This window comes from Streptomyces sp. NPDC092370 (genome assembly GCF_044755265.1).
Lineage (GTDB): Bacteria > Actinomycetota > Actinomycetes > Streptomycetales > Streptomycetaceae > Streptomyces.
Map to the genome: position 1 here is coordinate 275,378 of NZ_JBIVQO010000007.1, position 23,320 is coordinate 298,697.

Annotated in this window: 25 protein-coding genes and 1 pseudogene; 14 read left to right on the forward strand and 12 right to left on the reverse strand. The window is 71.7% G+C overall.

Going from position 1 to position 23,320, the window contains the following annotated elements; all coding sequences use genetic code 11:
• Window positions 1-16: 16 nt before the first annotated feature.
• Window positions 17-1,360 (reverse strand): FAD-dependent oxidoreductase, encoded by a 1,344-nt coding sequence (locus ACIQHQ_RS22675; protein WP_402614102.1) that lies wholly within the window; start codon window positions 1,358-1,360, stop codon window positions 17-19.
• A gap of 208 nt (window positions 1,361-1,568) precedes the next feature.
• Here ACIQHQ_RS22675 and ACIQHQ_RS22680 point away from each other — a divergent pair, with 208 nt between their 5' ends.
• Window positions 1,569-2,024 (forward strand): DUF6214 family protein, encoded by a 456-nt coding sequence (locus tag ACIQHQ_RS22680; protein WP_402614105.1) that lies wholly within the window; start codon window positions 1,569-1,571, stop codon window positions 2,022-2,024.
• A gap of 29 nt (window positions 2,025-2,053) precedes the next feature.
• Here ACIQHQ_RS22680 and ACIQHQ_RS22685 read toward each other — a convergent pair whose 3' ends face one another.
• Window positions 2,054-2,710: a DUF305 domain-containing protein gene (locus ACIQHQ_RS22685; RefSeq protein ID WP_402614107.1), complete on the reverse strand. Its 657-nt coding sequence runs from the start codon at window positions 2,708-2,710 to the stop codon at window positions 2,054-2,056.
• A gap of 190 nt (window positions 2,711-2,900) precedes the next feature.
• Between ACIQHQ_RS22685 and ACIQHQ_RS22690 the strand changes: the two genes are divergently transcribed.
• Complete coding sequence (locus ACIQHQ_RS22690; RefSeq protein WP_402614110.1) at window positions 2,901-4,403, forward strand: LVIVD repeat-containing protein; 1,503 nt, start codon at window positions 2,901-2,903, stop codon at window positions 4,401-4,403.
• Here the strand turns inward: ACIQHQ_RS22690 and ACIQHQ_RS22695 are convergent.
• From ACIQHQ_RS22695 to ACIQHQ_RS22715, 5 genes are all read right to left on the reverse strand, one after another.
• Entirely contained in the window at window positions 4,391-5,077 is a 687-nt protein-coding gene (locus tag ACIQHQ_RS22695; protein ID WP_402614112.1) for a TetR/AcrR family transcriptional regulator, read from the reverse strand. The two genes, ACIQHQ_RS22690 and ACIQHQ_RS22695, sit on opposite strands and share 13 nt — an antisense overlap.
• Before the next feature lie 201 nt (window positions 5,078-5,278).
• Window positions 5,279-5,968, reverse strand: coding sequence for an HAD family hydrolase (locus ACIQHQ_RS22700; RefSeq protein WP_402614115.1), 690 nt, complete (start codon window positions 5,966-5,968; stop codon window positions 5,279-5,281).
• A 72-nt stretch (window positions 5,969-6,040) separates the two neighbouring features.
• Window positions 6,041-6,709 carry a phosphatase PAP2 family protein gene (locus ACIQHQ_RS22705; protein WP_402614118.1) on the reverse strand — a complete coding sequence of 223 codons (669 nt, stop codon included), beginning with the start codon at window positions 6,707-6,709 and terminating at the stop codon, window positions 6,041-6,043.
• 166 nt (window positions 6,710-6,875) lie between these two features.
• A complete protein-coding gene (locus tag ACIQHQ_RS22710) occupies window positions 6,876-7,811 on the reverse strand; it encodes a M56 family metallopeptidase (RefSeq protein WP_402614121.1) in 936 nt (311 codons plus the stop codon).
• Between the two features lie 98 nt (window positions 7,812-7,909).
• Window positions 7,910-8,449, reverse strand: a complete 540-nt coding sequence (locus tag ACIQHQ_RS22715) for a DUF5134 domain-containing protein (RefSeq protein ID WP_402614124.1) — start codon at window positions 8,447-8,449, stop codon at window positions 7,910-7,912.
• A gap of 149 nt (window positions 8,450-8,598) precedes the next feature.
• Here ACIQHQ_RS22715 and ACIQHQ_RS22720 point away from each other — a divergent pair, with 149 nt between their 5' ends.
• Together ACIQHQ_RS22720 and ACIQHQ_RS22725 are read left to right on the forward strand one after the other, a co-directional pair.
• Window positions 8,599-10,269 (forward strand): FUSC family protein, encoded by a 1,671-nt coding sequence (locus ACIQHQ_RS22720; RefSeq protein WP_402614127.1) that lies wholly within the window; start codon window positions 8,599-8,601, stop codon window positions 10,267-10,269.
• A 140-nt stretch (window positions 10,270-10,409) separates the two neighbouring features.
• Window positions 10,410-11,036 carry a MarR family winged helix-turn-helix transcriptional regulator gene (locus tag ACIQHQ_RS22725; protein WP_402614533.1) on the forward strand — a complete coding sequence of 209 codons (627 nt, stop codon included), beginning with the start codon at window positions 10,410-10,412 and terminating at the stop codon, window positions 11,034-11,036.
• Window positions 11,037-11,297: 261 nt separating this feature from the next.
• On the opposite strand, the gene ACIQHQ_RS22730 is transcribed toward ACIQHQ_RS22725, so the two are convergent.
• Both ACIQHQ_RS22730 and ACIQHQ_RS22735 read right to left on the reverse strand, forming a co-directional pair.
• Window positions 11,298-12,059, reverse strand: coding sequence for a VOC family protein (locus ACIQHQ_RS22730; protein WP_402614130.1), 762 nt, complete (start codon window positions 12,057-12,059; stop codon window positions 11,298-11,300).
• 138 nt (window positions 12,060-12,197) lie between these two features.
• Complete coding sequence (locus tag ACIQHQ_RS22735; protein WP_402614132.1) at window positions 12,198-12,590, reverse strand: VOC family protein; 393 nt, start codon at window positions 12,588-12,590, stop codon at window positions 12,198-12,200.
• 72 nt (window positions 12,591-12,662) lie between these two features.
• On the opposite strand from ACIQHQ_RS22735, the gene ACIQHQ_RS22740 reads away from it, so the two are divergent.
• Window positions 12,663-13,202, forward strand: coding sequence for a GNAT family N-acetyltransferase (locus ACIQHQ_RS22740; protein ID WP_402614134.1), 540 nt, complete (start codon window positions 12,663-12,665; stop codon window positions 13,200-13,202).
• 81 nt (window positions 13,203-13,283) lie between these two features.
• Here the strand turns inward: ACIQHQ_RS22740 and ACIQHQ_RS22745 are convergent, their stop codons facing one another.
• The gene (locus ACIQHQ_RS22745; RefSeq protein ID WP_402614137.1) at window positions 13,284-13,967 is read right to left on the reverse strand and encodes a glycerophosphodiester phosphodiesterase; all 684 of its coding nucleotides are present in this window, start codon (window positions 13,965-13,967) and stop codon (window positions 13,284-13,286) included.
• Between the two features lie 248 nt (window positions 13,968-14,215).
• Here ACIQHQ_RS22745 and ACIQHQ_RS22750 point away from each other — a divergent pair, with 248 nt between their 5' ends.
• The 5 genes from ACIQHQ_RS22750 to ACIQHQ_RS22770 all read left to right on the forward strand — a co-directional run bounded on the left by ACIQHQ_RS22750 (window position 14,216) and on the right by ACIQHQ_RS22770 (window position 18,845).
• Window positions 14,216-15,613, forward strand: a complete 1,398-nt coding sequence (locus tag ACIQHQ_RS22750) for a DUF6421 family protein (protein ID WP_402614140.1) — start codon at window positions 14,216-14,218, stop codon at window positions 15,611-15,613.
• Window positions 15,610-16,404, forward strand: a complete 795-nt coding sequence (locus tag ACIQHQ_RS22755) for an SDR family NAD(P)-dependent oxidoreductase (RefSeq protein WP_402614142.1) — start codon at window positions 15,610-15,612, stop codon at window positions 16,402-16,404. Before ACIQHQ_RS22750 ends, ACIQHQ_RS22755 begins: the two co-directional genes overlap by 4 nt.
• A complete protein-coding gene (locus ACIQHQ_RS22760; RefSeq protein WP_402614536.1) occupies window positions 16,401-17,471 on the forward strand; it encodes a threonine aldolase family protein in 1,071 nt (356 codons plus the stop codon). The genes ACIQHQ_RS22755 and ACIQHQ_RS22760 overlap by 4 nt, the downstream gene beginning before the upstream one ends.
• Window positions 17,472-17,558: 87 nt before the next feature.
• Window positions 17,559-18,131 carry a transglutaminase domain-containing protein gene (locus tag ACIQHQ_RS22765; protein WP_402614145.1) on the forward strand — a complete coding sequence of 191 codons (573 nt, stop codon included), beginning with the start codon at window positions 17,559-17,561 and terminating at the stop codon, window positions 18,129-18,131.
• 12 nt (window positions 18,132-18,143) lie between these two features.
• Window positions 18,144-18,845, forward strand: coding sequence for a B3/4 domain-containing protein (locus ACIQHQ_RS22770; RefSeq protein WP_402614148.1), 702 nt, complete (start codon window positions 18,144-18,146; stop codon window positions 18,843-18,845).
• 18 nt (window positions 18,846-18,863) lie between these two features.
• Here the strand turns inward: ACIQHQ_RS22770 and ACIQHQ_RS22775 are convergent, their stop codons facing one another.
• Together ACIQHQ_RS22775 and ACIQHQ_RS22780 are read right to left on the reverse strand one after the other, a co-directional pair.
• Window positions 18,864-19,592, reverse strand: coding sequence for a lysophospholipid acyltransferase family protein (locus ACIQHQ_RS22775; RefSeq protein WP_402614151.1), 729 nt, complete (start codon window positions 19,590-19,592; stop codon window positions 18,864-18,866).
• Window positions 19,593-19,777: 185 nt separating this feature from the next.
• Window positions 19,778-20,186 (reverse strand): annotated as a pseudogene (locus ACIQHQ_RS22780) (DUF4395 family protein).
• A 78-nt stretch (window positions 20,187-20,264) separates the two neighbouring features.
• Between ACIQHQ_RS22780 and ACIQHQ_RS22785 the strand changes: the two are divergent.
• The 4 genes from ACIQHQ_RS22785 to ACIQHQ_RS22800 all read left to right on the forward strand — a co-directional run bounded on the left by ACIQHQ_RS22785 (window position 20,265) and on the right by ACIQHQ_RS22800 (window position 23,268).
• Complete coding sequence (locus ACIQHQ_RS22785) at window positions 20,265-20,666, forward strand: thioredoxin family protein (protein WP_402614539.1); 402 nt, start codon at window positions 20,265-20,267, stop codon at window positions 20,664-20,666.
• Between the two features lie 83 nt (window positions 20,667-20,749).
• Entirely contained in the window at window positions 20,750-21,241 is a 492-nt protein-coding gene (locus tag ACIQHQ_RS22790; RefSeq protein WP_402614154.1) for a flavin reductase family protein, read from the forward strand.
• 220 nt (window positions 21,242-21,461) lie between these two features.
• Complete coding sequence (locus ACIQHQ_RS22795; protein ID WP_402614157.1) at window positions 21,462-22,250, forward strand: electron transfer flavoprotein subunit beta/FixA family protein; 789 nt, start codon at window positions 21,462-21,464, stop codon at window positions 22,248-22,250.
• Between the two features lie 55 nt (window positions 22,251-22,305).
• Window positions 22,306-23,268: an electron transfer flavoprotein subunit alpha/FixB family protein gene (locus ACIQHQ_RS22800; protein WP_402614160.1), complete on the forward strand. Its 963-nt coding sequence runs from the start codon at window positions 22,306-22,308 to the stop codon at window positions 23,266-23,268.
• Window positions 23,269-23,320 lie beyond the last annotated feature (52 nt).

A 23,320-nucleotide genomic window follows, 5' to 3' on the forward strand; every position in this document is an offset into this window, starting at 1 on the left:
CACCGGACTCATTCATCTAGGGAGCCCGGCCCGCTGCGGCCTTCAGGAGGGACGGCCAGTCCGGGAGCTTGACGACCCCGCGGCCCAGTGCGGCTCCCAGGTCCGCCTCCGCTCGCTCGATCGACCGCCAGCCCTCCCATTCGACCGGGTGGATGCCCGCGGCGTGCAGCAGCGGGAGCGGGTCGTCCGGGACGGCTCGCAGGGCGAGCGCCGGGGCGTCCTCCAGGAGGGACGTCGCGGTCTCCTTCGCACAGGGGCGGTTCGAGCCGATGACGCCCGTGGGACCGCGCTTGATCCAGCCCGCCACGTACTCGCCCGGGGAGGCGACCCCCTCGCGCAGGACCCGGCCGCAGAGGTTCGGAACCGTACCGGTGCCCGGATCGAACGGGAGGTCCTCCAGGGGTACCCCGCGGTAGCCCACGGAGCGCAGGACCAGCTGCCCCTCGATGACCTCGTGGCGGCCCGTTCCCGTCACGCCGCCGTGGCCGTCCGGGACCGTCCGCTCGAACCGCGCCGCGCGCACGTGGCCCTGCCCGGCGAGCAGTTCGGCGGGGCGGAGGAAGAACCGCAGGTGGATGCGGCGGGGCGCGCCGGTCGGGGACGCCTCGGCCCAGCCGCGCAGCACGTCCACGTTGCGGCGCTGCGGGGCGGGCAGCGCGCAGGGGTCGGTGTACCCCGGGTCCAGGGCCAGCTCCGCCGGGTCCACGACCACGTCGGTCTGCGGCAGGGTGCCCAGCTCGCGCAGTTCCTTGGTGGTGAACCGGGCCTGGGAGGGGCCCCGCCGTCCCACCATGTGGATCTCGGTCACCCGGCTCGCCCCCAGAGCGGCCAGGGCCGCCTGCGGCATGTCCGTCGGGGTGAGCTCGGCCGGTCCACGGGCCAGCATGCGCGTGACGTCGACGGCGACGTTCCCCACACCGATCACCACGGCAGACCGGGCGTCCCGCAGGAAACCGGCGTCCACGGCGTCCGGGTGGGCGCTGTACCAGGACACGAACTGTGTCGCCGACCAGCTTCCCGGCAGGTGCTCACCGGGGATGCCCAGATGCCGGTCGGTGGCGGCGCCCACGCAGTACACCACCGCGTGGTAGAGCCGGCGCAGTCGCGCCACGCTCACCCCGTCGGGGCCGATCCGCACACCGCCGAGGAACCGCACCCGGTCGTGCTCCAGTACCGCGCGCAGCTGGTTCTGCAACGACTTGATCTTCTCGTGGTCGGGCGCCACGCCGTAACGGACGAGACCGTACGGACACGGCAGCCGGTCCAGGACGTCGACGCACACCTCGGAGTCCAGCCCGACGAGGCTCTGGGCGGTGTAGCACCCGCTCGGCCCGGAACCTACGACGGCGACGCGCAGCACGGCGGTACTCCTTACCCGGGGGATCCGGCGGATCGCGGGAGAGCGCTGACGCCTCCAGCATCGCACCGGCCGGGCTCCGCTGACAGGGTGCCGTACGCCACCCGGGCGCGTGTCCGATCTGTAGGGAATGTGATCATGCGGTTACGTTCGGTGTGTGCTGGAAGCCTCCTTTCTGAATCTTTCTGATCGCTCTCCGGCGGGGGACGCGGTGTCCGTGCGCCCCGCGTGGGAAGTACGGGAGAACGAGGGTGCCACCCGGTGGTTCGAGTTCCGGCTGGCCTTCGCGGACGGCGCCCGGGTCGACGCGCTGGCCGTCGTGGGCGGCGGATACGTCGGTGTCGAGGAGGTGCGGGCCCAGCCCGCTCTGTCCCTGGACGACCTGGCCGTGCTCGCCGACTGGATCGAGGAGTCGGTGGCCGAGGCGTGCGCCGGGTCCGGGCCCGATGGCCGCGGGGGCGAGGGGCGCCGTGCCCGGCCGGTCTGGCCGCGCGGCGCGGAGGGGCGGCGGCTGGTGGCGCAGGAGTACCGCGCCGCCCAGCTGGACGGCGCCGACCCGGTCCTCGCCGTCATGGGCGCGACCGGGCACAGCCGTCGTACGTCGCTCAGGCTGATCGGCCAGGCCCGGGACGAGGGTCTGCTGTCACCGCGCCGCGCCCGGCGCTGAAAGCGGTCGGGCCCCCGCCCCGGAGCGTGTCAGAGCATGTTCCGCATCCGGGTGATCTCGCTCGTCTGCTGCGCGATCACCTCGTCGGCCATCTCCTCGACGCGGATGTTGTTGCCCTGCCCCTTCACGTCCGTGGCCATCGTGATCGCACCCTGGTGATGAGTCGTCATCAGGGTCAGGAAGAGGTGGTCGAACGCTCTGCCGTCGGCCGCGCGGAGCTCTTTCAGCTGGCCCTTCGTCGCCATGCCCGGCATCGTGGCATGCTCGTGCCGCCCGGCCTTCAGCGGCTTGCCGTACGACTTCAGCCAGCCCTTCATGGCCTCGATCTCGGGCTTCTGGCCGGCCGCGATGCGCTCGGCGATCCGCTTCACGTCCTTCGACCCGGCGCGCTCGGGGACGAGTTCGGTCATCACCAGGGCCTGGGCGTGGTGCTCGATCATCATGCGGACATAGGAGACGTCGGCGGAGTTGGGGGAGTCGTTCTCCGAGCGCCGCTCGGCGGCCTCCTCGGCGGACAGGGTGCGGTTCGCCTCGCCGGGCTCACCCGGGGCGATCACGGCGGGCCCGTCCGCGGCGGCCGGTTCGCGGTCCGAACCGGAGTCACAGCCTCCGGCCGCGAGCACGGCCAGGGCGACCAGCCCCGTCGTCGCGACGGCGGACGCCCGGGACGCACGGCGGAAGAGCACAACGACCTCCTGTGGCAGGCGGGTTGGGACGTACCTCGGGTTGCGGACGACGTGCCGGCACCTTTCCGCGGATCATTGATCGAAAAACTTCATTGCGATTCTGTTGCCCTCTATTGGTATGTGCATGGCGAAGACGATACTGCGTGGTGCGTGAACCGTTCCGCAGTGAACGGAACCAGGGAGGAAAACAGTGATCCTGTTGAACGACCGCAGAACACGCCGCAGACGCCTGGGAGTTGCCGCCGCGGCCGCCGGGCTGCTGGGCGCGCTCCTCACCGCGGCACCGGCAGGGGCCACCCCCGACCCGGGGGACGCGCCGCCCGCGCCGAGGAAGGTCTCCCAGGGCGACCGGGCCGAGGTCCGTGAGGCCATCCGCAACGGCGACATACCCGGCCAGGACGAGATCGTCCACTCCGACAACATCCAGCACCTGGCCCACGTCCCCAAGGACGTGCTCCAGGGCACGAACTCGGACCTCGCCTTCCAGGGCAGGTACGCGTTCGCGGGCAACTACGACGGCTTCCGCATCTTCGACATCAGCAACCCCAAGGCGCCGAAGACCGTCGCCCAGGTGCTGTGCCCGGGCTCGCAGAACGACATCTCCGTCTCCGGTGACCTGCTGTTCCTGTCCACCGACTCCTCGCGCAGCGACAGCAGTTGCTCCAGCACCACCCAGCCGGCGACCGAGAAGTCCTCGTGGGAGGGCATGAAGGTCTTCGACATCAGCGACAAGCGCAACCCGAGGTACGTCGCCGCCGTCGAGACCGCCTGCGGCTCGCACACCCACACGCTGGTGCCCGAGCGGCGCAACGTCTACGTGTACGTCTCCTCGTACTCGCCGAACGCCGCCTACCCCGACTGCCGGCCGCCGCACGACGGCATCTCCGTCATCAAGGTGCCGCGCAACGCCCCCGAGAAGGCGAAGGTCGTCGGCTTCCCCGTGCTGTTCCCCGGTGAGGGGCCGGACGGCGGCGGGAACCCGGGCGGACCCACCAACCCGGGCGTCTCCAAGACCACCGGCTGCCACGACATCACCGTGCTCCCGTCGAAGGACCTGGCCGCGGGCGCCTGCATGGGCGACGGCATCCTGTTCTCCATCGAGGACCCGGAGCGCCCGAAGGTCATCGACCGGGTGCAGGACAACGTCAACTTCGCGTTCTGGCACTCGGCGACCTTCAACCAGAAGGCGAACAAGGTCGTCTACACCGACGAGTTGGGCGGCGGCGGTGCGGCCACCTGCAACGCGGAGGTCGGCCCGGACCGCGGTGCGGACGGCATCTACGACATCGTCGGCAAGGGCGACGAGCGCAAGCTCGTCTTCCGCAGCTACTTCAAGATCCCCCGCCACCAGGCCGACACCGAGAACTGCGTGGCCCACAACGGTTCGCTGATCCCGGTCAAGGGCAAGGACATCATGGTCCAGGCCTGGTACCAGGGCGGCGTCTCCGTCTGGGAGTTCACCGACTCGGCCAACCCGAAGGAGATCGCCTACTTCGACCGCGGCCCGCTGACCACCGACACGATCAAGTCGGGCGGCTCCTGGTCGGCGTACTACTACAACGGCCACATCTACTCGAACGAGTACGCCCGGGGCTTCGACGTCCTGAAGATCGACGACCGGCGCACCGACCCGGCCCGCCGGGTCCACCAGCGCGAACTCAACGTGCAGACGCAACCGGACTACTTCGACTGATCCGGCGGACCGCACTGCGGTGCGGCCCCGGTCGCGAAGAACCGCGACAGATCCTTGTCGCCCCTCCCGCCGGAGGCTCCGGTCTCCGGCGGGAGGCCCAGCTCCCAGTCGAGCCGGTAACGCTTGAACAACTCGGTCCTCAGCACCGGCACCGGCATCGGCACTCCCGGCACCAGGGCCGCGTACACGGCGCCCATCAGCAGGGCGCGCATCATCGGGTAGTCGCTGTCGACGTCCGATGATCCGTGCCGGGCCATGGTCTCCCGCAGCAGCTCGGCCAGACGCCGCTGCTCCGGGCACTGCATGAAGCCCTCGGCCTGCAGGATCCCCGCCATGTGCTGACGCATCAGCACGGGCCGGTCCCTGGCCAGACCCAGGATCGCGTCGATGGCCCGGGCCATCCGCTCCCGGCCGTCGTCGGTGCGCGGCTCCCGCTCCAGCGCCTCCTCCAGTGTGCGGTGCATCAGCCGGTGCACGGCGGACTGCACCAGCTGGCGCTTGCCGGGGAAGTAGTAGGACACCAGGCCGCGGGCGGAACCAGCGCGGTCCGCTATGTCGCCGAGCGTGGTGGCTTCGTAGCCGCGCTCGCCCACCAGTTCGACCGCCGCCTGCAGCAGTCGCTCCCGGGAACGCCGCCGCAACTCTTCATTGACCGAGGCGCTACGCGGAGACATGCTGTAACTCCTGTGTTGACTGGCTGCCAGCCAACTATACTCAGGGCGTCCGGCCGAGACCCGTGAGGTCTGGGCCGGTGATGCCGTCTGCCTCGGGCGACGCGGGGGATCGTCCGAGGCGGGCGAGCCATCGGCCCTGGTAGTGGCCTCGGGCTACTTCCTGGTGGGGGGCGCACCGCTCTTATCCGGGGCGCGCACCCCTCAGCTCACCAGATCCAGGACCGGACGCAGCCCGTTCGGCCGGTCGGCCGCCGGCAGGTGGTCCACGAAGTGCACCTCGCATCCCAGAACGGTGGCGCCGCCGTCCGCCCTGCGATCGTCGCCGACCATGAGGGTCTTGCGCGGATCGGCGCCGAGCGCCTCACAGGCGGTGGCGAAGAGCCGCGGGTCGGGCTTCTGGATGCCGTGCTCGTACGACAGGACGTACGCGTCGACATAGGGGTCGAGGCCGTGCGCGCGGAAGACGGGACGCAGGTCCCAGCCGATATTGCTGACGACCCCGACCGGGACGCCCCGCTCCCGCAGGGTGCGCAGCACCTCGACGGCGTCCGGGTAGGGGGCCCACGCGGCCGGGGTCATGTGACGGTCGTACAGCGCGTCGTGCAGCGCGGGGTCGGGCAGCGGGACCTGCCGGGAGAGACCGGTGTAGGCCGCCCGGTGCAGAGCGGCGCTCTGGTCCCGGACCGGCCAGGTGTCGGCCAGGTCCTCCGGTACCCGCGCGGGGTCGCCGCCGCCCGGCAGCGCCCCGACCGATTCCAGCGCCCGTGCCGCGGCGGCCAACTCGGCCTCCGCGAGCCGGACACCGGCCCCGGCCAGGGTGCCACGCAGCCAGGAGTCGGTGGACTCGACACGGAAGAGGGTTCCGGAGAAGTCGAAGAGCACAGCCGTCATGCGGCGAATCCTACGAGGTCCCGCCGGGCCGCCGTGCGAAGACCGGTGAGGCGGCCCCGACTTGCTCCGGCTTCAGGGATGCCAGCGCCGGTGCACCCACACCGCCAGGGCCACCACCGTCGTGCCCAGCAGCCAGCCGCCCAGCACGTCCGACGGCCAGTGCACGCCGAGCCAGATCCGGGTCAGCCCGACTCCGGCCACGGAGACGACGGCCACGGCCAGGGCCGAACGCCGCACGGCCCGGCCGGCGCCGTGCCGGTGCAGGAGCCACAGCAGCAGGCCGCACACCACCGTGGCGGTCATGGCATGACCCGACGGGAACGCCGAGTAGTGGGCCGAGTCGACGGGGTCGGGCCAGACCGGACGCGGTCGGTCCACCACCGCCTTGATGCCCTGCTGCAACAGCGTGCCCAGCGCGACGGCCAGGGCCAGCCACACCGCGGTCCAGCGCGCCGCCACCCGCACCACCAGCCACACGACGACGGCCGCGGACAGCAGACGCATCGTCCACGGGTCCCAGACCCAGTCGGTGAAGATACGGCACGCCTGGGTGAGAGCCGGTTCGTCCACCGCCCAGCGGTGGACGGTATCGGCGATGTCCCCGTCCGCGCGGATCAACGGACTCCATCTGGCCGCGACGAGGGTCAGCAGCAGCGCCGAGCACATGGCCAGGACGCCGGCGAAACGGGCGGCGCTGCGGTTCTCCGGACGGGGCGGCGAGTCGAGGGTCGGGGTGTGCATGATGCGATCCTCGCCGAACCGGGGGGTCCGGATCCAGTACGGCGACGATCCGCGGCCCGGGGAGCACGCGCTTCGGCCAGATGGCAACCGCCGGATCCGGCCCGGGCGAACACCTCGCCCGATGCCGGCGCGGCGGGAGCCCCGGCCGTCCCTGCCGCCCCTCCGGCTATCCCAGCGCCCGCAGCCCCGGGACGAACGCCACCAGGACCGGCACCACGGGCACCAGCGCGGCCGCCGCCGTCAGCCGCAGGCGCCGGGCCGCGGTCAGCCGGTCCGGCGGAGTCAGCAACCGGTGCACCCGGGCCGGGACATGGGCCTGCGGGGTCGGGCAGGGGCCGAACACACCGCGGTGCTCGTTCAGTTCGACCAGGGCCAGGGCCGTGGTCAGACGGCCGAAGCGGCGCGATGCCGTGTCGTCGGCGGCGAGTTCGACCAGGCGGTGCATCTCGGCGCGGAACGCGGCGAACACCGGAACCTGCGGAAAGCCGCAGGCCAGAGCCGAAGAGCAGTTCAGCAGCCAGTCGTGCCGCGCCCGGGCGTGGCCCTGCTCATGGGCGAGCACGGCGTCCAGCTGCCGACCCTTCAACCGGCGCAACGCGGCCGTGGTGACGACCAGTTGCGGGGGAGTGCCGGGCTGCCACCAGGCGTCGGGCCGCTCGCTCTCCAGGACGACGAGCCGGCCCGAGACGGCCACCTCGCCCGGCAGCAACGGAGCCCGGACCAGCAGATCGGCACGCCGCCGGCGGCGCCGGACACGGGCCCGGCCGATCTCGTGGGCCAGCATCGCCGCGCTCCACAGGCCGCCGCCGGCCAGCGCGACCGCGAGGGTCGCCGCCCAGGGGCCCGCCGTACCGAGGGCATAGGCCTCGACGACCGCGCGGGGGGCCGTCGCGAAGAGGTGCCCGCCGACCACGTGCCAGGCCGCGGCCGCGCTGAGCGTCATCGACAGCACGCAGCACACGAGGACTGCCGCCACCACGCACTGCCACATCCACAGCGCCACCACCGGCTCGCGGTCCGGCCAGTCCGCCCGGGCGAGCAGCCGCGGGGCGACGACGGCGGTCAGGGCGCCGAGCAGCAGCAGCACGGCGGTGAGCATCATGAGGGCAGCCTATGAGCGCGGCCCCGCTCAGGGGCAGGGCTTGTGGCGTCAAAGTGACGCAGGCAACGGATCCGCTGCGGGCGCCGGGTCGGCCCCCTTCACAGCGTCAGCAGCATCGCGACCGTCGCGATCCCCATCGACAGCCGGCAGGCCCGCGCCAGTTCCGGCCGGTCCCCCCACCCGGCGGAACCGCCGCCCCCGGCCATGGCGGCGACCGGCACCAGACGGACGCCGCTCAGCAGCACGTACCCGGCGAAGTACAGCAACAGCGCCCCGGTCAGGACCGGGACCCCCTGACCGTGCCCGTGCCCGGGCGAGCCGGCCATGGCCACGGACATGTAGGTCATCGCCACGGCCCCCACCACGTGGTGGAGGTGGTGCGCGCCCGTCCGCGCCGCCCACAGCGCGTGCACGCCCGCCGCACCGAACACCACCGCGTAGACGGGCCAGGTCCACGAGGGCGGAGTGAACACCGCCGTCGGCACGGCCATCGCGGCCATCCCGAAACCCATCAGCGCCTCACCGCCCGCGGCGCTGCGCTGCTCCTCGGCGCCGCTGCGCATCCGCGCCAGGCAGTAGGCGCCGGTCACCGCGCAGAGCGCCACCAGCAGCCAGCCGGACGAAGCCGGTCCGTGCACGCGCACCTCCTCGTTCGACGGTCGGTCATTCGATGCCCGGGCCCTGCGGCGCGCACGCGAGCGCAAGGATGTACACGGGGGGCATTGGAGGGAGCACATCACGTGAGCAGCGATATTTTACGAGTAAAACACCTGTTAATCTTGTGGTCATGAGCAGTGCGCCCCCCGCCCCCGGCCCCGCTTCCCCACCCGCACGGCGTCTGCCGCCGGCGGGGGTGCTGCGCCTGGGCAGGCCCTCGGAGATCTGGTTCAAGCCCGCCCTGAGCGTCGTCGCGGCGATCGCTCCGCCCGCCCTGACCCTGGTCGCCCTCGGCCGGCTCGACCTGGTGATGTACGCGATGGCCGGGGCCCTGTGCGCGCTGTACGCCCACAACCGGCCCTACGCCGCCCGGGCCGGGGTCCTGGTGGGGGTGGTGCTGGGGATGCTCGGCGGGCTGGCCGTGGCGCTGGTCGCGGCCTCGCTCACCCGCAGTGCCACCGTCCTGGTCACCGTCGGCGCCCTGCTGGCCGCCGCGCAGAAGGTGCTGTGCGACGCCACCCGGGTCGGCCCGCCCGGCAATGTCGTCCTCACCTTCGTCAGCTCCGCCTCCCTGTTCGCACCCCAGGCCCTCGCCCAGGTGCCCGGCCATCTGGCCCTGGCCGCCGCGACGGGTGCCTGGGCCTGGCTGGTCTGCATGGCGCCCGCGCTCGTCCGGCCGCACGGACCGGAGCGCCGTGCCACCGCCGCGGCCCTGAAGGCCGCCGCGGCGTACGCCGACACCGGCGACACGGGGGAGGGGCACGCGCGCGTCCGCGCCGGAGGTTACGCCGCCGTGCAGGCCGCATGGCAGTCACTGCTGTCAACCAGCGCCCCTTCCCGGACCCGGCGGGCCCTGCAACGGCTTGTCGTCCGTGCCGAGGTCGCCCTCGCGGCGCCGACGGAGGCGGACGCGGACCGACTGCGCGGATGGGCGGGCGCGCTGCGCGGCAGGGGGCCCGTCCCGGAGGCGGGCCTGCCGGACGCGGCCGCCGACGAACTGCTCGGTGTGGACGCGGCCCGGACCCTCCGGGCGCGGCTGGGCCCGCTGACGCCGCTCGCGGTGCGTACCGCGCTCGGCTGCGCGCTCGCCGGCCACGCCTCCCTCGCCCTCGGGGTCGGCCGCCCTTACTGGGCGCTGGTCACCGCCGCCTCGCTCTACCAGGCCAACCTCTCCCTGACCTGGAGCCGGGCCGTCCAGCGTGTCGTGGGCAACGTCGTCGGGGTGCTCGTCTTCCTGGCCGTCGTGCCCCTCGCCCACCTGGGGCCGTGGGCGCTCGTGCTGTGCTGCCTGGCGTTCAGCTTCGGTGCGGAGGCGCTGATCAGCCGGAACTACTGGCTCGGCAGCGTCTGCGTGACGCCCATGGCCCTGCTCATCACGGAGTTCGCCGGATACCAGGAGCCCGGCACGCTGATGAGGGAGCGCGTCGTGGACACCGTCATCGGTGCGCTGGTGGGGTTCGCCGCCGCCGTGGCCGTCACCAATCGTCGCGCGGGCGACCGCGTCGAACGGGCGCTGACCGCCGCCGACCGGGCTCGCGAACACGCCGCCCGCCTCCTGGCGGAGCCGCACCCCGGCCCCGCGGTGCTGGAGCCCGCCCGTCGCGGTCTCGCCGTCGCCCTGGCCGACCTGCGGACCACCGCCGACGCCGCCGCCGGTGAATGGTGGCAGCGGGCCGTGCCGCAGGAGCGGGTCGTGCTCGCCGAGCAGTCCGGACACCGTACGCTCGCCGCGACGGCCCGACGCCAGGGACTGCTCCCGGACCGGGACCCGGCCACCGAAACGGAGGACGCACGGCCATGACGCCGACCGAAGGAGCATCGCCCAAGGGGCCCGACGCGGGACGGAACCCGCAGCCGGTGGCGAGAGGGCGGAGGGCCGACGAGGAGGCAGCGACCGGAGGAGACCTCACCGGCGGTTTCCAGGGGACCGGAGGGGGTTCGGTGGAGGAGACGCACGCGCCCGGCGGGGGGCATGCCGCCGGGAGGGATCCGGCTCGCGACCCGGCGGCCGGAGCCGATCCGGCGGGCGAGCCCCCCTGCGAAGCCGAATCGGCCGGGGGCCGCCGGGGTGACACCGTCGCCGCTGTCGTTCGGCAGTGGCGGATCGTGCATCCCGGGCTCGACACCGGCCCGATGGAGGTCATCGGGCGGATCAACCGCTGTGCCGCCCTGTTGCAGCAGGCAGAGGACGCCCCGTTGCGCCGCGCGGGGCTCAGCAGGCCCGAGTTCGATCTGCTGGGCGCGCTGCGCCGTACCGGACACGAGCTGACGCCCGGGGAGCTCGCCCGGGAGACCTTCTCCTCGGGGGCCGCCGTCACCAAACGCCTCAAGCAGCTGACCGAGCGCGGTCTGGTCGAACGGCGCGGCGATGCCCGTGACCGCCGGGTCGTGCACCTCCGCCTCACCGACGCCGGACGTGACCTGGTCGACGGCATCCTGCCCGTCCAGCTCGCCTACGAGACCGCCGTGCTGTCCGGCCTCGACGGCCCCGAGCAGAGTGAACTCGCCGCTCTGCTCGCTGAGTTGCTCAGCCGGCTGGAGGGGCGGCTCGGCGTGCCGCGGGCCTGACCGGCGCGGTCACGTTCTCAGCGCACCTCCTGCGCCGTACGGCGGTGCGTGGGGCGGCGGTGGTCGACGGCCGTCCAGCGGTCGCCGTAGATGTTCCCTTCTTGCCCGTGCCCCAGCCCCAGTCGTCGCCGCGCAGACCGGTCCTGCCGACCAGTGAGTGACGCACTCCCGTCCCCTTCGGGCAGGTCGTACCCAAGACGCCAGGAGCTGGAGCGCATCTCAGCGCAAGCCGGACCCGTCCCGGGCGGCACACCGTCGGTCTCAGGTCTCGTCGGCCGCCCGGTACACGCCGAACATCGCCCCCTGCGGGTCTCGCAGCACCGCGATGCGCGGCCCGTCGGGCACCGAGGTGGGCACCATCAGAACCGTCCCGTGCCGCTGCACGACGGCCGTCGTGGCGTCCACGTCCGCCACGGCGAAGTACGGCAGCCAGTGCGCCGGCACCTCGGGCGGGAATTTGTCGTCCATCGTCACCATGCCGCCGAAGTCGGCGCCATCGACGCCCCACTGGGTGTAGCGGTCCGACGGGGCGACCGTCCAGCCGAACACCCGCGTGTAGAAGGAGACGGCTCCCTGCGGATCCCGTGTCATCAGCTCCACCCAGCCCAGCGAACCGGGCGCGTTGAACAGCCCGGCGCCCGGGAAGGTGCCCGCCTGCCACAGCTGGAACACGGCACCGCCCGGATCGGCGGCCACCGCGAAACGGCCCACCTCGGACACGTCCACCGGGCCGAACAGCATCGTCCCGCCCGCCTCGGCCACCGCCCGTGCGGTGGTGTCCGCGTCGGACACCGCGAACGACACGTTCCACGCGACCGGCTGCGACGGCTGGTACAGCGGCGCGAGCGCGGCCACGGCCGCGTCCCCGAGGTGCGCGACGGTGTAGCCACCGGCGTCCTGACGCCCGTCCGTCTCGGGCCGCCAGCCGAACAGGCGGGTGTAGAACCGCCGGGCCGCGTCCAGGTCGCTGGTCCCCAGCTCGGCCCAGCAGGGGCCGCCGGTCACCGGTGCGTCGAGCTTCATGGCGTTCCTTCCACGAACGGCGGCAGGCCTCCCCGGGGGGTCCCCTCCAGCACGCTAAGCCGACCTCCGGCCTCCCTGCCATCCGGGGAAACCCACCGGTGTGCCGCTGCGGCCCGGCGCGCACGGCGCCGGCCGGTCTCAGATGCCCGGCCGGTAGCGCATCGGATGGTCGGCCGGGACTTCCACCAGCACGATCGGCGTCCCGTCCGGGTCCGCGATCCACATCTCGACCAGCCCCCAGGGCTCCCGCACCGGCGGCCGGACGATCTCCACGCCCTTGACGCGCAGCTCCTCCTGGGCCGCCGTCACATCGTCGACCTGCAGCCACAGGCGTACGGCGGGTGCCGGGGGCGTCTCGGATCGGCCCGAGACCTCCAGGAAGCCGCCGCCCATGAAGAAGACCGTGCCGCGCTCCGGCCCCGTGCCGAACTCGCGGTACACGGCGAGGCCCAACTGCTCACCGTAGAAGGCTCGGGACCGTTCGGGGTCGGTCGGGTGGAGCAGGATCCTGCTGCTGAGTACATGCACCATGCGGCGGAGCTTAGTGGCGGCGTTACGCTCGTCCCTGCCCGAGCCGCGTCAGGAAAACGGAGACCCGCACCAATGGAGACCGCCGCCACCCCACTGACTTTCCGCGATGCCACCGACGCCGACGTGGACGAGCTGGTCGCGTTGATCGAGTCGGCGTACCGGGGCGACGACAGCCGGGCCGGGTGGACCACCGAGGCGGACATCCTCGAGGGGCAGCGGACCGACCCGGAGGGGGTGCTGGAGGTCGTCACGTCGCCCGACAGCCGGCTCATGACCGTGGAGCGGGACGGCAGGATCGTGGCCTGCTGCCAGTTGCAGCACCACGGCGACCACGCCTACTTCGGGATGTTCGCCGTAAGCCCCCGGCTCCAAGGCGCGGGACTCGGCAAGGTGATCATCGCGGAGGCGGAGCGGCAGGCCCGAGAGACGTGGGGCGTCAAGGAGATGCAGATGACCGTGATCTCCGTGCGCGCGGACCTCATCGCCTGGTACGAGCGGCGCGGCTACCGCCGCACGGGACGGATGACGCCGTTCCCGTACGGCGACGAGCGCTTCGGCGTTCCGCGGCGCGACGACCTGGAGTTCGAGCTGCTGGTCAAGGAGCTCGCCTAGAGGGCCTGTCGTGCGGATCGTCCCCCCGTCGGCTGACAGGAGCCGAGCCTCACCGCCGGCCTGGCCGACGACCGACGGACCTTATGCCGTGAAGCGGCCGGTGCGCTTGATGTCCGGGTGGTCCGTGGTCGCGCCGTCCAGGCCGAACGCCCGGACCAGACGCAGCTGCTCCTGCGTGTTCACGACCCAGCCGATGATCTTCAGATCGGCCTTGCGGGCCCGCTCCACGATCTCCAGCGTGAGCCGGCGGATGTTCAGGCAGACGGTCTCGGCGCCGGCCTGCACCGCGCGGTCGACGATGTCCGTGCCGTAGCGGCTGGCGATCAGCGCGGTGCGCACGCCCGGCACCAGGGGTTTGATCTCGGCGATCGCCTCGTCGTGGAACGAGGACACCTCCACCCGGCCGGCCAGCTCCCGCAGGTTCATCACCTCGGCCAGGGCCCGCGCCGCGTGCACGTCCTTGATCTCCGCCTGAAGGGGCGTGTGGACGGCCTCCAGGACCTCCTCGAAGACCGGGACCCGTTCGCCCCGGCCCGCGTCCAGGGCTCGCAGTTCGGCGAGGGTCTTCTCGGCGATCGGCCCGGTGCCGTCGGTCGTGCGGTCCACATCCGTGTCGTGCATGACGACGAGCGCGCCGTCCTTGCTGAGATGCAGATCGAGTTCGATGGCGTCGAGGCCCGCCTCCTGGGCGGCGACGAAGGAGCGGAGGGTGTTCTCTGGCTCCACACCCATGACTCCGCGGTGACCGATGGTGAGGAAGTTCAAGGCGCGACTCTCTTCCGTCGACAGGCGGCACGGGGGCCTGACGGCCCCTCCGACCGTATCGCCTGGACCCGCCCTGTGCAGAGAGTGAGGGCATGGTCGCCGCGCATGCGGGCAGAAGCGTGGCCGACAGGAAAAAGTGCGGTGAAGACCAGGGTCGGGCAGGATAATTTCCCGGGGCCACCCTTGCTGGGAGGAACCTCGTGTGTATACGGTCTGCATACGTGAGATTCTCCCGTGGAAGGTGGGACATGACGGAAATTCTTGTGCAGGTGGGTTCGGAGGAAGGTCTTCCTCCCGTGGCCAGGGTGGTGGAGCACCCGGCATGGCCCGTGCTCAAGGATGCCGTGGAGCGGATCCGTCCATGGCAGTCCAAGGACGGGTCGATCGACTTGGACGCCGAGGGCGCACCCGACCCGGCCGACGTCGAGCTCGCCGTCCGCCAGGTCGCCGACGCCGTCCTGGAGCTCTCTGCGCTGCTCCCGCACGACGGGGCGTATCACGAGGCCCTGGTCAAGGACCTGACCCGGTGGGCCGACAGCGGCTTCCAGGTGCCCGACTTCCTCGACTCGCTGCTGGCCTTCCAGCCGGCCGCGAACCGCGTGGACGGCCTCCAGCACCTCGTCGTCTTCCCCATGTACACGCAGAACGGCAACCCGGACCGCAACCTCGAGGCGGTCGTGCTGCGCATGGTCTGGCCGGACTGGCTGGCCGAGCTGGAGCGCACCCGCTACGACAACCCGCTGTTCTGCGGCATCAAGTTCGAGGACTTCACGGCCGGCTACGACACCAACTCGGCCGTCCTCTTCCCCGAGACCATCGCCGTGCGTGAGGCCCCGGAGCGGTTCACCTGGGGCGGCATCTTCTGCGACCGCGAGGCCGCCCGCTTCCGCCGCGTGACCGACGCCGCCGTCGACATCCTGGGCCTGGACCTGCCGGAGGACGTCGCCGCGATGGTCCACGACCAGAAGCGCTGCGAGGAGGCGTTCGTCCTGTGGGACATGGTCCACGACCGCACCCACAGCCACGGAGACCTGCCCTTCGACCCGTTCATGATCAAGCAGCGCCAGCCGTTCTGGATGTACGGCCTGGAGGAGCTGCGCTGTGACCTCACCGCCTTCAAGGAGGCAGTGAAGCTGGCGGCGGACGGCGTCCCGCAGGCGCGTGACGTGCAGGTCGCGGTCCTCTTCGACCGCATGTTCCGCTTCCCGGTCACCGGCGAGCGCGTCCGCAACTACGACGGCCTCGGCGGGCAGCTCCTCTTCGCCTACCTGCACAAGCACGATGTCGTCCGCTGGACCGACAACAGGCTCACCATCGACTGGGAGCGCGCTCCGCAGGTCACCAACCAGCTGTGCGGCGAGATCGAGGACCTGTACCGCGACGGCATCGACCGCCCCAAGCTCGTGCACTGGTTCGCCGGGTACGAGCTGGTCTCCACCTATCTCTCCCCGCACCCGGGCTCGAGGTGGGCCAAGGGCCCCGATGCGCTGGACACGACGCAGCCGCCCCGCAAACTCGTCGATGACGTGCTTCCGGACGAGTTTCCGCTGAGCATGTTCTATGAGGCACTGTCCAAGAAGCTGAAGAACGTGATCGCCTCCACCAAGGGCATCACGGCCGACAGCGCCGAGCGGATCGCCGCATGAGCGATCGGCGTACCGAGGACACTGCTCAGGAGGCGAGGACCATGGCGGGGAACGGGGCGCTCAGCGGTGCGGTGATCGCGGTGGCCGGAGCGGGCGGACCCGCCGGCCGGGCCGCGCTGCTCAGGCTGGCCGAGGCGGGTGCGACCGTCATCGGCTCGGACAACGATCCGGAGCGGCTGGCGGAGGCGGTGGACGCGGCGAGCTACGCGACCGGCGGCGCCACCGTCACCGGAGACACGGTCGATCTGCTGGACCTGGGGGCCACCCGCGACTGGGCCACCCGCATCGAGAAGGACTTCGGCCACGTCGACGGCCTGGTCCACCTCGTCGGCGGCTGGCGCGGCAGCGAGACCTTCACCCGGACCAGCCTCGACGACTGGGACTTCCTGGAGATGCTGCTCGTGCGCACCGTGCAGCACACCTCCCTCGCCTTCCACGAGGCGCTGCAGCGCAGCGACCGCGGCCGGTACGTGCTGATCAGTGCCGCGGGCGCCACCAAGCCCACCGCGGGCAACGCCGCGTACGCGGCCGGCAAGGCGGCGGCCGAGGCGTGGACGCTGGCCATGGCGGACTACTTCCGCAAGGCCGGGGGCCCCGAAGGTCCGACGTCGGCTGCTGCGATCCTTGTGGTCAAGGCACTGGTCCACGACGCGATGCGCGCCGACCGACCCAACGCGAAGTTCGCGGGCTTCACCGACGTCAAGGATCTGGCCGAGGCCATCACCGAGGTCTGGGAGAAGCCCGCCGCAGAAGTGAACGGAAACCGTCTGTGGCTCACCGAGAAGCCGTGAACCCGCCGAAGAGCGACGCCCGTCGCCGTCACGATCCCGAGGTCCGCGGTTTCGCCAGCGACAACTACGCCGGGGCCCACCCGGAGGTGCTCGCCGCCCTGGCCCTGGCCAACGGCGGGCACCAGGTCGCGTACGGCGAGGACGTCTACACCGAGAACCTCCAGCAGGTGGTCCGCAGCCACTTCGGGCCCACGGCCGAGGCGTTCCCGGTCTTCAACGGCACCGGTGCGAACGTCGTCGCGCTCCAGGCCGTCACCGACCGCTGGGGCGCGGTGATCTGCGCCGAGAGCGCGCACATCAACGTCGACGAGTGCGGTGCCCCGGAGCGGGTCGGCGGTCTGAAGCTGCTGACCGTCCCGGCGCCGGACGGCAAGCTCACGCCCGAACTGATCGACCGGCAGGCCTACGGCTGGGACGACGAGCACCGCGCCATGCCGCAGGTGGTCTCCATCGCCCAGGCCACCGAGCTGGGCACGGTCTACACGCCGGAGGAGATACGCGCCCTCTGCGAGCACGCCCACGCGCACGGCATGAAGGTGCACCTGGACGGCTCGCGTCTGGCCAACGCCGCCGCCACCCTGAACGTCCCGATGCGGACGCTCACCAACGCCGCCGGCGTCGACATCCTCTCCCTGGGCGGTACGAAGAACGGCGCCCTGTTCGGCGAGGCCGTCGTGGTCCTCAACCAGGACGCCGTCAGCCACATGAAGCACCTGCGCAAGCTGTCCATGCAGCTCGCCTCCAAGATGCGCTTCGTGTCGGTGCAGCTGGAGGCCCTGCTCGCGCGGGACCTGTGGCTGCGCAACGCCGGCCACGCCAACGAGATGGCCCAGCGCCTCGCCGAGGGCGTGCGGGCCGTGCACGGTGTGGAGATCCTCTACCCGGTGCAGGCCAACGCGGTGTTCGCCCGCCTGCCCCATGACGTGAGCGAGCGACTCCAGAAGCGGTTCCGCTTCTACTTCTGGGACGAGGCCGCGGGCGACGTCCGCTGGATGTGCGCCTTCGACACCACCGAGGAGGACGTGGACGCGTTCCTGGCCGCGCTGAAGGAGGAGATGGCCCGCTAGCGCCATCGCCGCCGACCATGTGCATAGGTATGCGGCAGAGCGTAAATCGATTGACCCTGGGCGGGTCTCTTCCTACGCTCTGCCTCTATGCAGCTGATCCAGGAGACTCCTGACCTCTCGGCGTATCTGGCCGCCGATGAGGCGATCGACCATCATCACCCGCTCGTGCGCGAGACGGCGGCGATGCTCGCCGACGGGGTGGCTACTTCGTATGAGTATGCGCGAGCGGCCTTCGTGTTCGTGCGTGACGCCATTCCGCACGCGCAGGACTCCGGTGACCTCCGCGTCACCTGGCGCGCCTCCGACGTCCTGGAGCAGCGCACCGGCATCTGCTACGCCAAGGCCCACGCCCTGGCCGCGCTGCTGCGGGCCGAGGACCTCCCCACCGCGCTGTGCTACCAGAAATTCGAGCAGGTGCACGGGCTGGTCGCCGTCCGGTTCAACGGCGCGTGGCACCGGCAGGATCCCCGGGGCAACAAGCCCGGAGTCGACGCGCAGTTCTCCCTCGACGGTGAGCGTCTGGCCTTCACGCCCGACCGGGCGTCCAATGAACTGGACTATCCAGTCTTGTATGCTGCACCGCATCCGGTCGTGCTGGCCGCCCTCACGGCGGCCCGTGACCGGCCGCACCTCTGGCAGACGCTCCCCACCGCACTCTGAGGCAAGGCGACCATGACGCTCACGCTGACCGTGTCCGACGACGTACGCGTTCTCGCGCCCGGCTTCACGCACATCGCGATCGAGGCGCACGGCCTCGTCAACGGGCCGAGCGACGACGCCGGTTCCGCGCTCCTCGACGACGCGACGCGCCGGCTCGCCGCACGGCTGGACGGTCGCGCCCCGCACGAGGACCCGCACATGGCCGCATGGCGCGAGACCTACACGGCCTTCGGCTCGAAGCCGTCCCGCACCCGAAACTCCGCGGAGGCACTGGCCAAGCGTGCCCTCTCGGAAGCGGGACTGCCCCGTATCAACCTGCTCGTGGACCTCTACAACGCCGTCTCCGTGGCCCATCTGATCCCCGTCGGGGGCGAGGACATCGACCGCATCGAGGGCGGCATGCGCCTGATCCGAGCCACGGGGGAGGAGGACTTCGTGACCGTCGCCGGCGGTGAGGAGACCGTCGAGCACCCCGACGCGGGCGAGGTGGTGTGGCGCGACGACGCGGGCGTGACCTGCCGCCGGTGGAACTGGCGACAGGGCCCGCGCACCCGGCTCACCGAGGAGACCACCTCCGGCATCTTCCTGCTGGAGAGCCTGGCCCCGATGCCGGTGGCCGACGTGGCGGCGGCCGCGGCGGAACTCGCCGAGCTGCTGGCGGAGTTCAGCCCGGGAGCGGACATCGCCGTACGTGCTCCGGAGCCCTCCGCCTGAGCCGCGGCCGGCCGGGCGTCAGTGCGCCTCGGCCTCGCGCACCTGCTCCGGCGTGGGGGCCGTGCCTCCGAGGTGGGCCGGCATCCACCAGGTGTCGTCCGGGCCCTTCGGGCGGACGGGGTAGGCGCGCTGGGCGGCTTCGAGGAGTTCCTGGACCCGCTCGCGCAGCTGCCGCGTGATGGCGCCCGCGTACTTGTCACGGGAGGCCTCGATCGCCTCGCCCACCCGGATCGTGATGGGGATGTGGCTGCGCTTGAAGTTGCGCGGCCGGCCCTTGGTCCACAGCCGCTGCGTGCCCCACACCGCCATCGGGATCAGCGGGACCCCGGCCTCCTGGGCCAGGCGCGCGGCGCCCGACTTGAAGCTCTTCAGCGTGAACGACTGCGAGATGGTCGCCTCGGGGAAGACCCCGATGATCTCACCCGACCGCAGCGAGTCCAGGGCGTGTGCGTAGGCCGCCTCGCCCTGCTTGCGGTCCACCGGAATGTGCTTCATCCCGCGCATCAGCGGCCCGGAGATCTTGTGCCGGAAGACGGACTCCTTCGCCATGAAGCGCACGAGGCGCTTCTGCGGCAGCGCCGCCAGGCCGTCGAAGACGAAGTCCAGGTAGCTGATGTGATTGCTCACCAGCACGGCGCCGCCCGAGCGCGGGATGTTCTCCGAACCCTGGAGGTCGATCTGGAGGTCCCACACCTTGAACAGGGTGCGGGCGAAACCGACGACGGGACGGTAGACGAGCTCTGCCATGGGCGGGTCGGACCCCTCCTGCTCTGCCTGGGAAGGGATTCCCAGTGGAAGTTACGCAGCCGTAGGTTTACGGCTTGTCGCAGATGGTGCCCCAAGAACGGCCGGGTAGCCAGTCCTCGTGCCCGTGGGCCGCGAGATTCTCGTCACGTCGCCCGCCGGTCCCACCTCGTGCTTTTGCACCCCCATTACTCCGCGCGGGCCGTCATCCGCCGCACGAGCAGGTACAACTCGCAGCCCGGGCAGTACCCGAACGCCGCATCGAGGAAGGCGGCGGCGAGCGCCGCGCCGCTCGCCGCGACACCCGGTCAGCCGGGTCCCAGGGGGTAGCCCACGAGCCCGAGTCCGGCGAACAGCAGACCCACCGCCAGGACGAAACGCGGCGGTTCGGAGGCCTCGTGCTGCGTCGGCGGTCCGAGCCGCGGCCGGACGGCCCTGCGGAACTGCGGGCCGTAGGGGGAGCGGCTCACTCCGCCCGCCGCGCCCAGCAGGAAGGGTCTGTCAGGCCGGCAGCCAGACGCTTCCCGTGACCGGCACGACCGCCAGGACGGCGGCCGTGACGGCCGCGCCGAAACGCCCTCTCGCCTCGATGTGCAGGCGAGGAAAGCATTCCGCAGTGCGGCCGCGTAGCGGGGGCGGGAATCTTTGCGATCTCGTGAACGCTTGCAGCTGATGATGACCGGACTGGTGGTGCTCGCGGCGGCGAGCGCCTGCGGAGTGCTGCAACGGCGGCGGAGCGGGAGAGTGCGCGTGCGTGGGCGGGACGAGGGCAACCGGCTCGATGCTGCGGAGCTGGGCGCGCGGCTCGGCGAGCGGGCCACGCTCGTGCAGTTCTCCAGCGCGTTCTGCGCGCCCTGCCGGGCGACCCGGCGGGTCCTCGGCGAGGTCGCCGCAGTGGTGCCGGGGGTGACCCACGTCGAGATCGACGCCGAGGCCCACCTGGACCTCGTGCGGCGGCTGGACATCCTCAAGACCCCGACCGTGCTGGTCCTCGACGCCGACGGGCGTGTGGTGCGGCGGGCCACGGGGCAGCCGCGCAAGGCCGATGTGATCGCCGCGCTGGGAGAGGCGGTGTGACGGCTGTGACCCCGCCAGTGAGTCATCTCCCACATCAGGGAACTAACTTGACTGCGCCTGCCATTTATCGTCAGCCTGCCCCCATGCCTGCGGACCTTCTCGCCACGCCCGACCTCCTGCGCTCCGTCTTCCGCCGGCACGCGGCGGGAGTCGCCGTCATCACCGCCCGTGGCGAGGCGGGCCCGGTGGGCTTCACCGCCACCTCCCTGACGTCCGTCTCGGCCGAGCCGCCCCTGCTGTCCTTCGGTGTCGGCACCGGCGCCTCCAGCTGGCCCGCGATCGCGACGGCGGACCACGTCGGTGTCCACATCCTCGGCGAGCACCAGCAGGAGCTGGCCGCCACGTTCGCCCGCAGCGGAGCCGACCGCTTCGCCCCGCCCACCGCCTGGGGGGAGGGGCCCGAGGGCGTCCCCGTCCTCGACGGCGTGCTCGCCTGGCTGGTGGGCCGCGTCGTCGCGCGCGTGCCCGCCGGGGACCACCGGATCGTGCTCGCCGAGGTCGTGCAGGGCGACCCCTCGGGCACCGGCCGCCCCCTCCTCTACCACCAGGGGCGTTTCCAGCGTCTGCGCGACTGAGTCCGGGGTTCCCCCGGGCTGCGTGACCGTCGAGTTCCGGTTACGCTGCGTTGCGAAGGTCACAGTTCAAAGCGCTTGCTTAGCGGGAACGAACTGGGTGTACTGACGAGTAATATTTCGCTCGGGGCGTGGGTCGCCCCGACCGGGAACGGACGCTAGAGGCGCCTATGCTGCCTGCAAGTAGGCAGCATGGAAATGACGATGCAGTAGGAGAGCCGGCGTGAGCTTGAGGATCGTTGTCACTGTGAAGTACGTGCCCGACGCCACTGGCGACCGGCACTTCGCCGATGACCTGACCGTCGACCGGGACGACGTGGACGGTCTGCTCTCCGAACTCGACGAGTACGCGGTCGAGCAGGCGCTGCAGATCTCCGAGAACTCCGACGACGACGTGGAGATCACCGTCCTCACGGTGGGCCCCGAGGACGCCAAGGACGCCCTGCGCAAGGCGCTGTCCATGGGCGCCGACAAGGCGATCCACGTCGAGGACGACGACATCCACGGCACCGACGCCATCGGCACCTCCCTGGTCCTGGCCAAGGCCATCGAGAAGGCCGGTTACGACCTGGTCATCTCCGGCATGGCGTCCACCGACGGCACCATGGGCGTCGTGCCCGCGCTGCTCGCCGAGCGCCTGGGCGTCCCGCAGGTGACCCTGCTCTCCGAGGTCTCCGTCGAGGACGGCACGGTCAGGGGCCGCCGCGACGGCGACGCCGCTTCCGAGAACCTCGAGGCCTCCCTCCCGGCGGTCGTGTCCGTGACCGACCAGTCGGGCGAGGCCCGTTACCCGTCCTTCAAGGGCATCATGGCGGCCAAGAAGAAGCCGGTTCAGTCCTGGGACCTGTCCGACCTCGACATCGAGGCCGAGGAGGTCGGCCTGGAGGGCGCCTACACCACGGTCGACAACGCGGCCGAGCGCCCGGCCCGCACCGCGGGCACGATCGTCAAGGACGAGGGCGAGGGCGGCAAGCAGCTCGCTGAGTTCCTCGCGGGCCAGAAGTTCATCTAGGCCCCGCAGTCGCCGTCCGTCCCTCAACTTTCGCAAGCAGGAGAGAAGAAGTCCCATGGCTGAAGTTCTCGTCTACGTCGACCACGTGGACGGCGCCGTCCGCAAGCCCACCCTGGAGCTGCTGACCCTGGCCCGCCGCATCGGCGAGCCGGTCGCCGTCGCGCTGGGAGGCGGCGCCGGTGACACCGCCGCCGCGCTCGCCGAGCACGGCGCGGTCAAGGTCCTCACGCACGAGGCCGCCGAGTACGCCGACTACCTGGTCGTACCGAAGGTCGACGCCCTGCAGGCCGCGGTCGAGGCCGTCTCCCCGGCCGCCGTGCTGGTCCCGTCCTCCGCCGAGGGCAAGGAGATCGCCGCCCGTCTGGCGCTGCGCCTGGGCTCGGGCATCATCACCGACGCCGTCGACCTGGAGGCCGGTGACGAGGGCCCGGTGGCCACGCAGTCGGTGTTCGCCGCCTCGTTCACCACCAAGTCCCGTGTCTCCAAGGGCACCCCGGTCATCACGGTCAAGCCCAACTCGGCCGCGGTGGAGGCCGCCCCGGCCGCAGGCAGCGTCGAGGCCCTGAACGTGTCCTTCTCCGCGCAGGCGACGGGTACGAAGGTCACCGGCCGTACGCCGCGTGAGTCGACGGGCCGTCCGGAGCTGACCGAGGCCGCGATCGTGGTCTCCGGTGGCCGTGGCGTCAACGGCGCGGAGAACTTCGCAATCATCGAGGCCCTCGCCGACTCCCTCGGCGCGGCCGTGGGCGCCTCGCGTGCCGCGGTGGACGCCGGCTGGTACCCGCACACCAACCAGGTCGGCCAGACCGGCAAGTCCGTCTCGCCGCAGCTGTACATCGCCAACGGCATCTCCGGCGCGATCCAGCACCGTGCCGGTATGCAGACCTCGAAGACGATCGTGGCGATCAACAAGGACGCCGAGGCCCCGATCTTCGACCTCGTCGACTACGGCGTCGTCGGCGACCTCTTCGACGTCGTTCCGGCCCTGACCGAGGAGATCAAGACCCGCAAGGGCTGATCGGCCCCGGCTGTGGAAGGCCCCCGTGACCGTGCGAACGGCCACGGGGGCC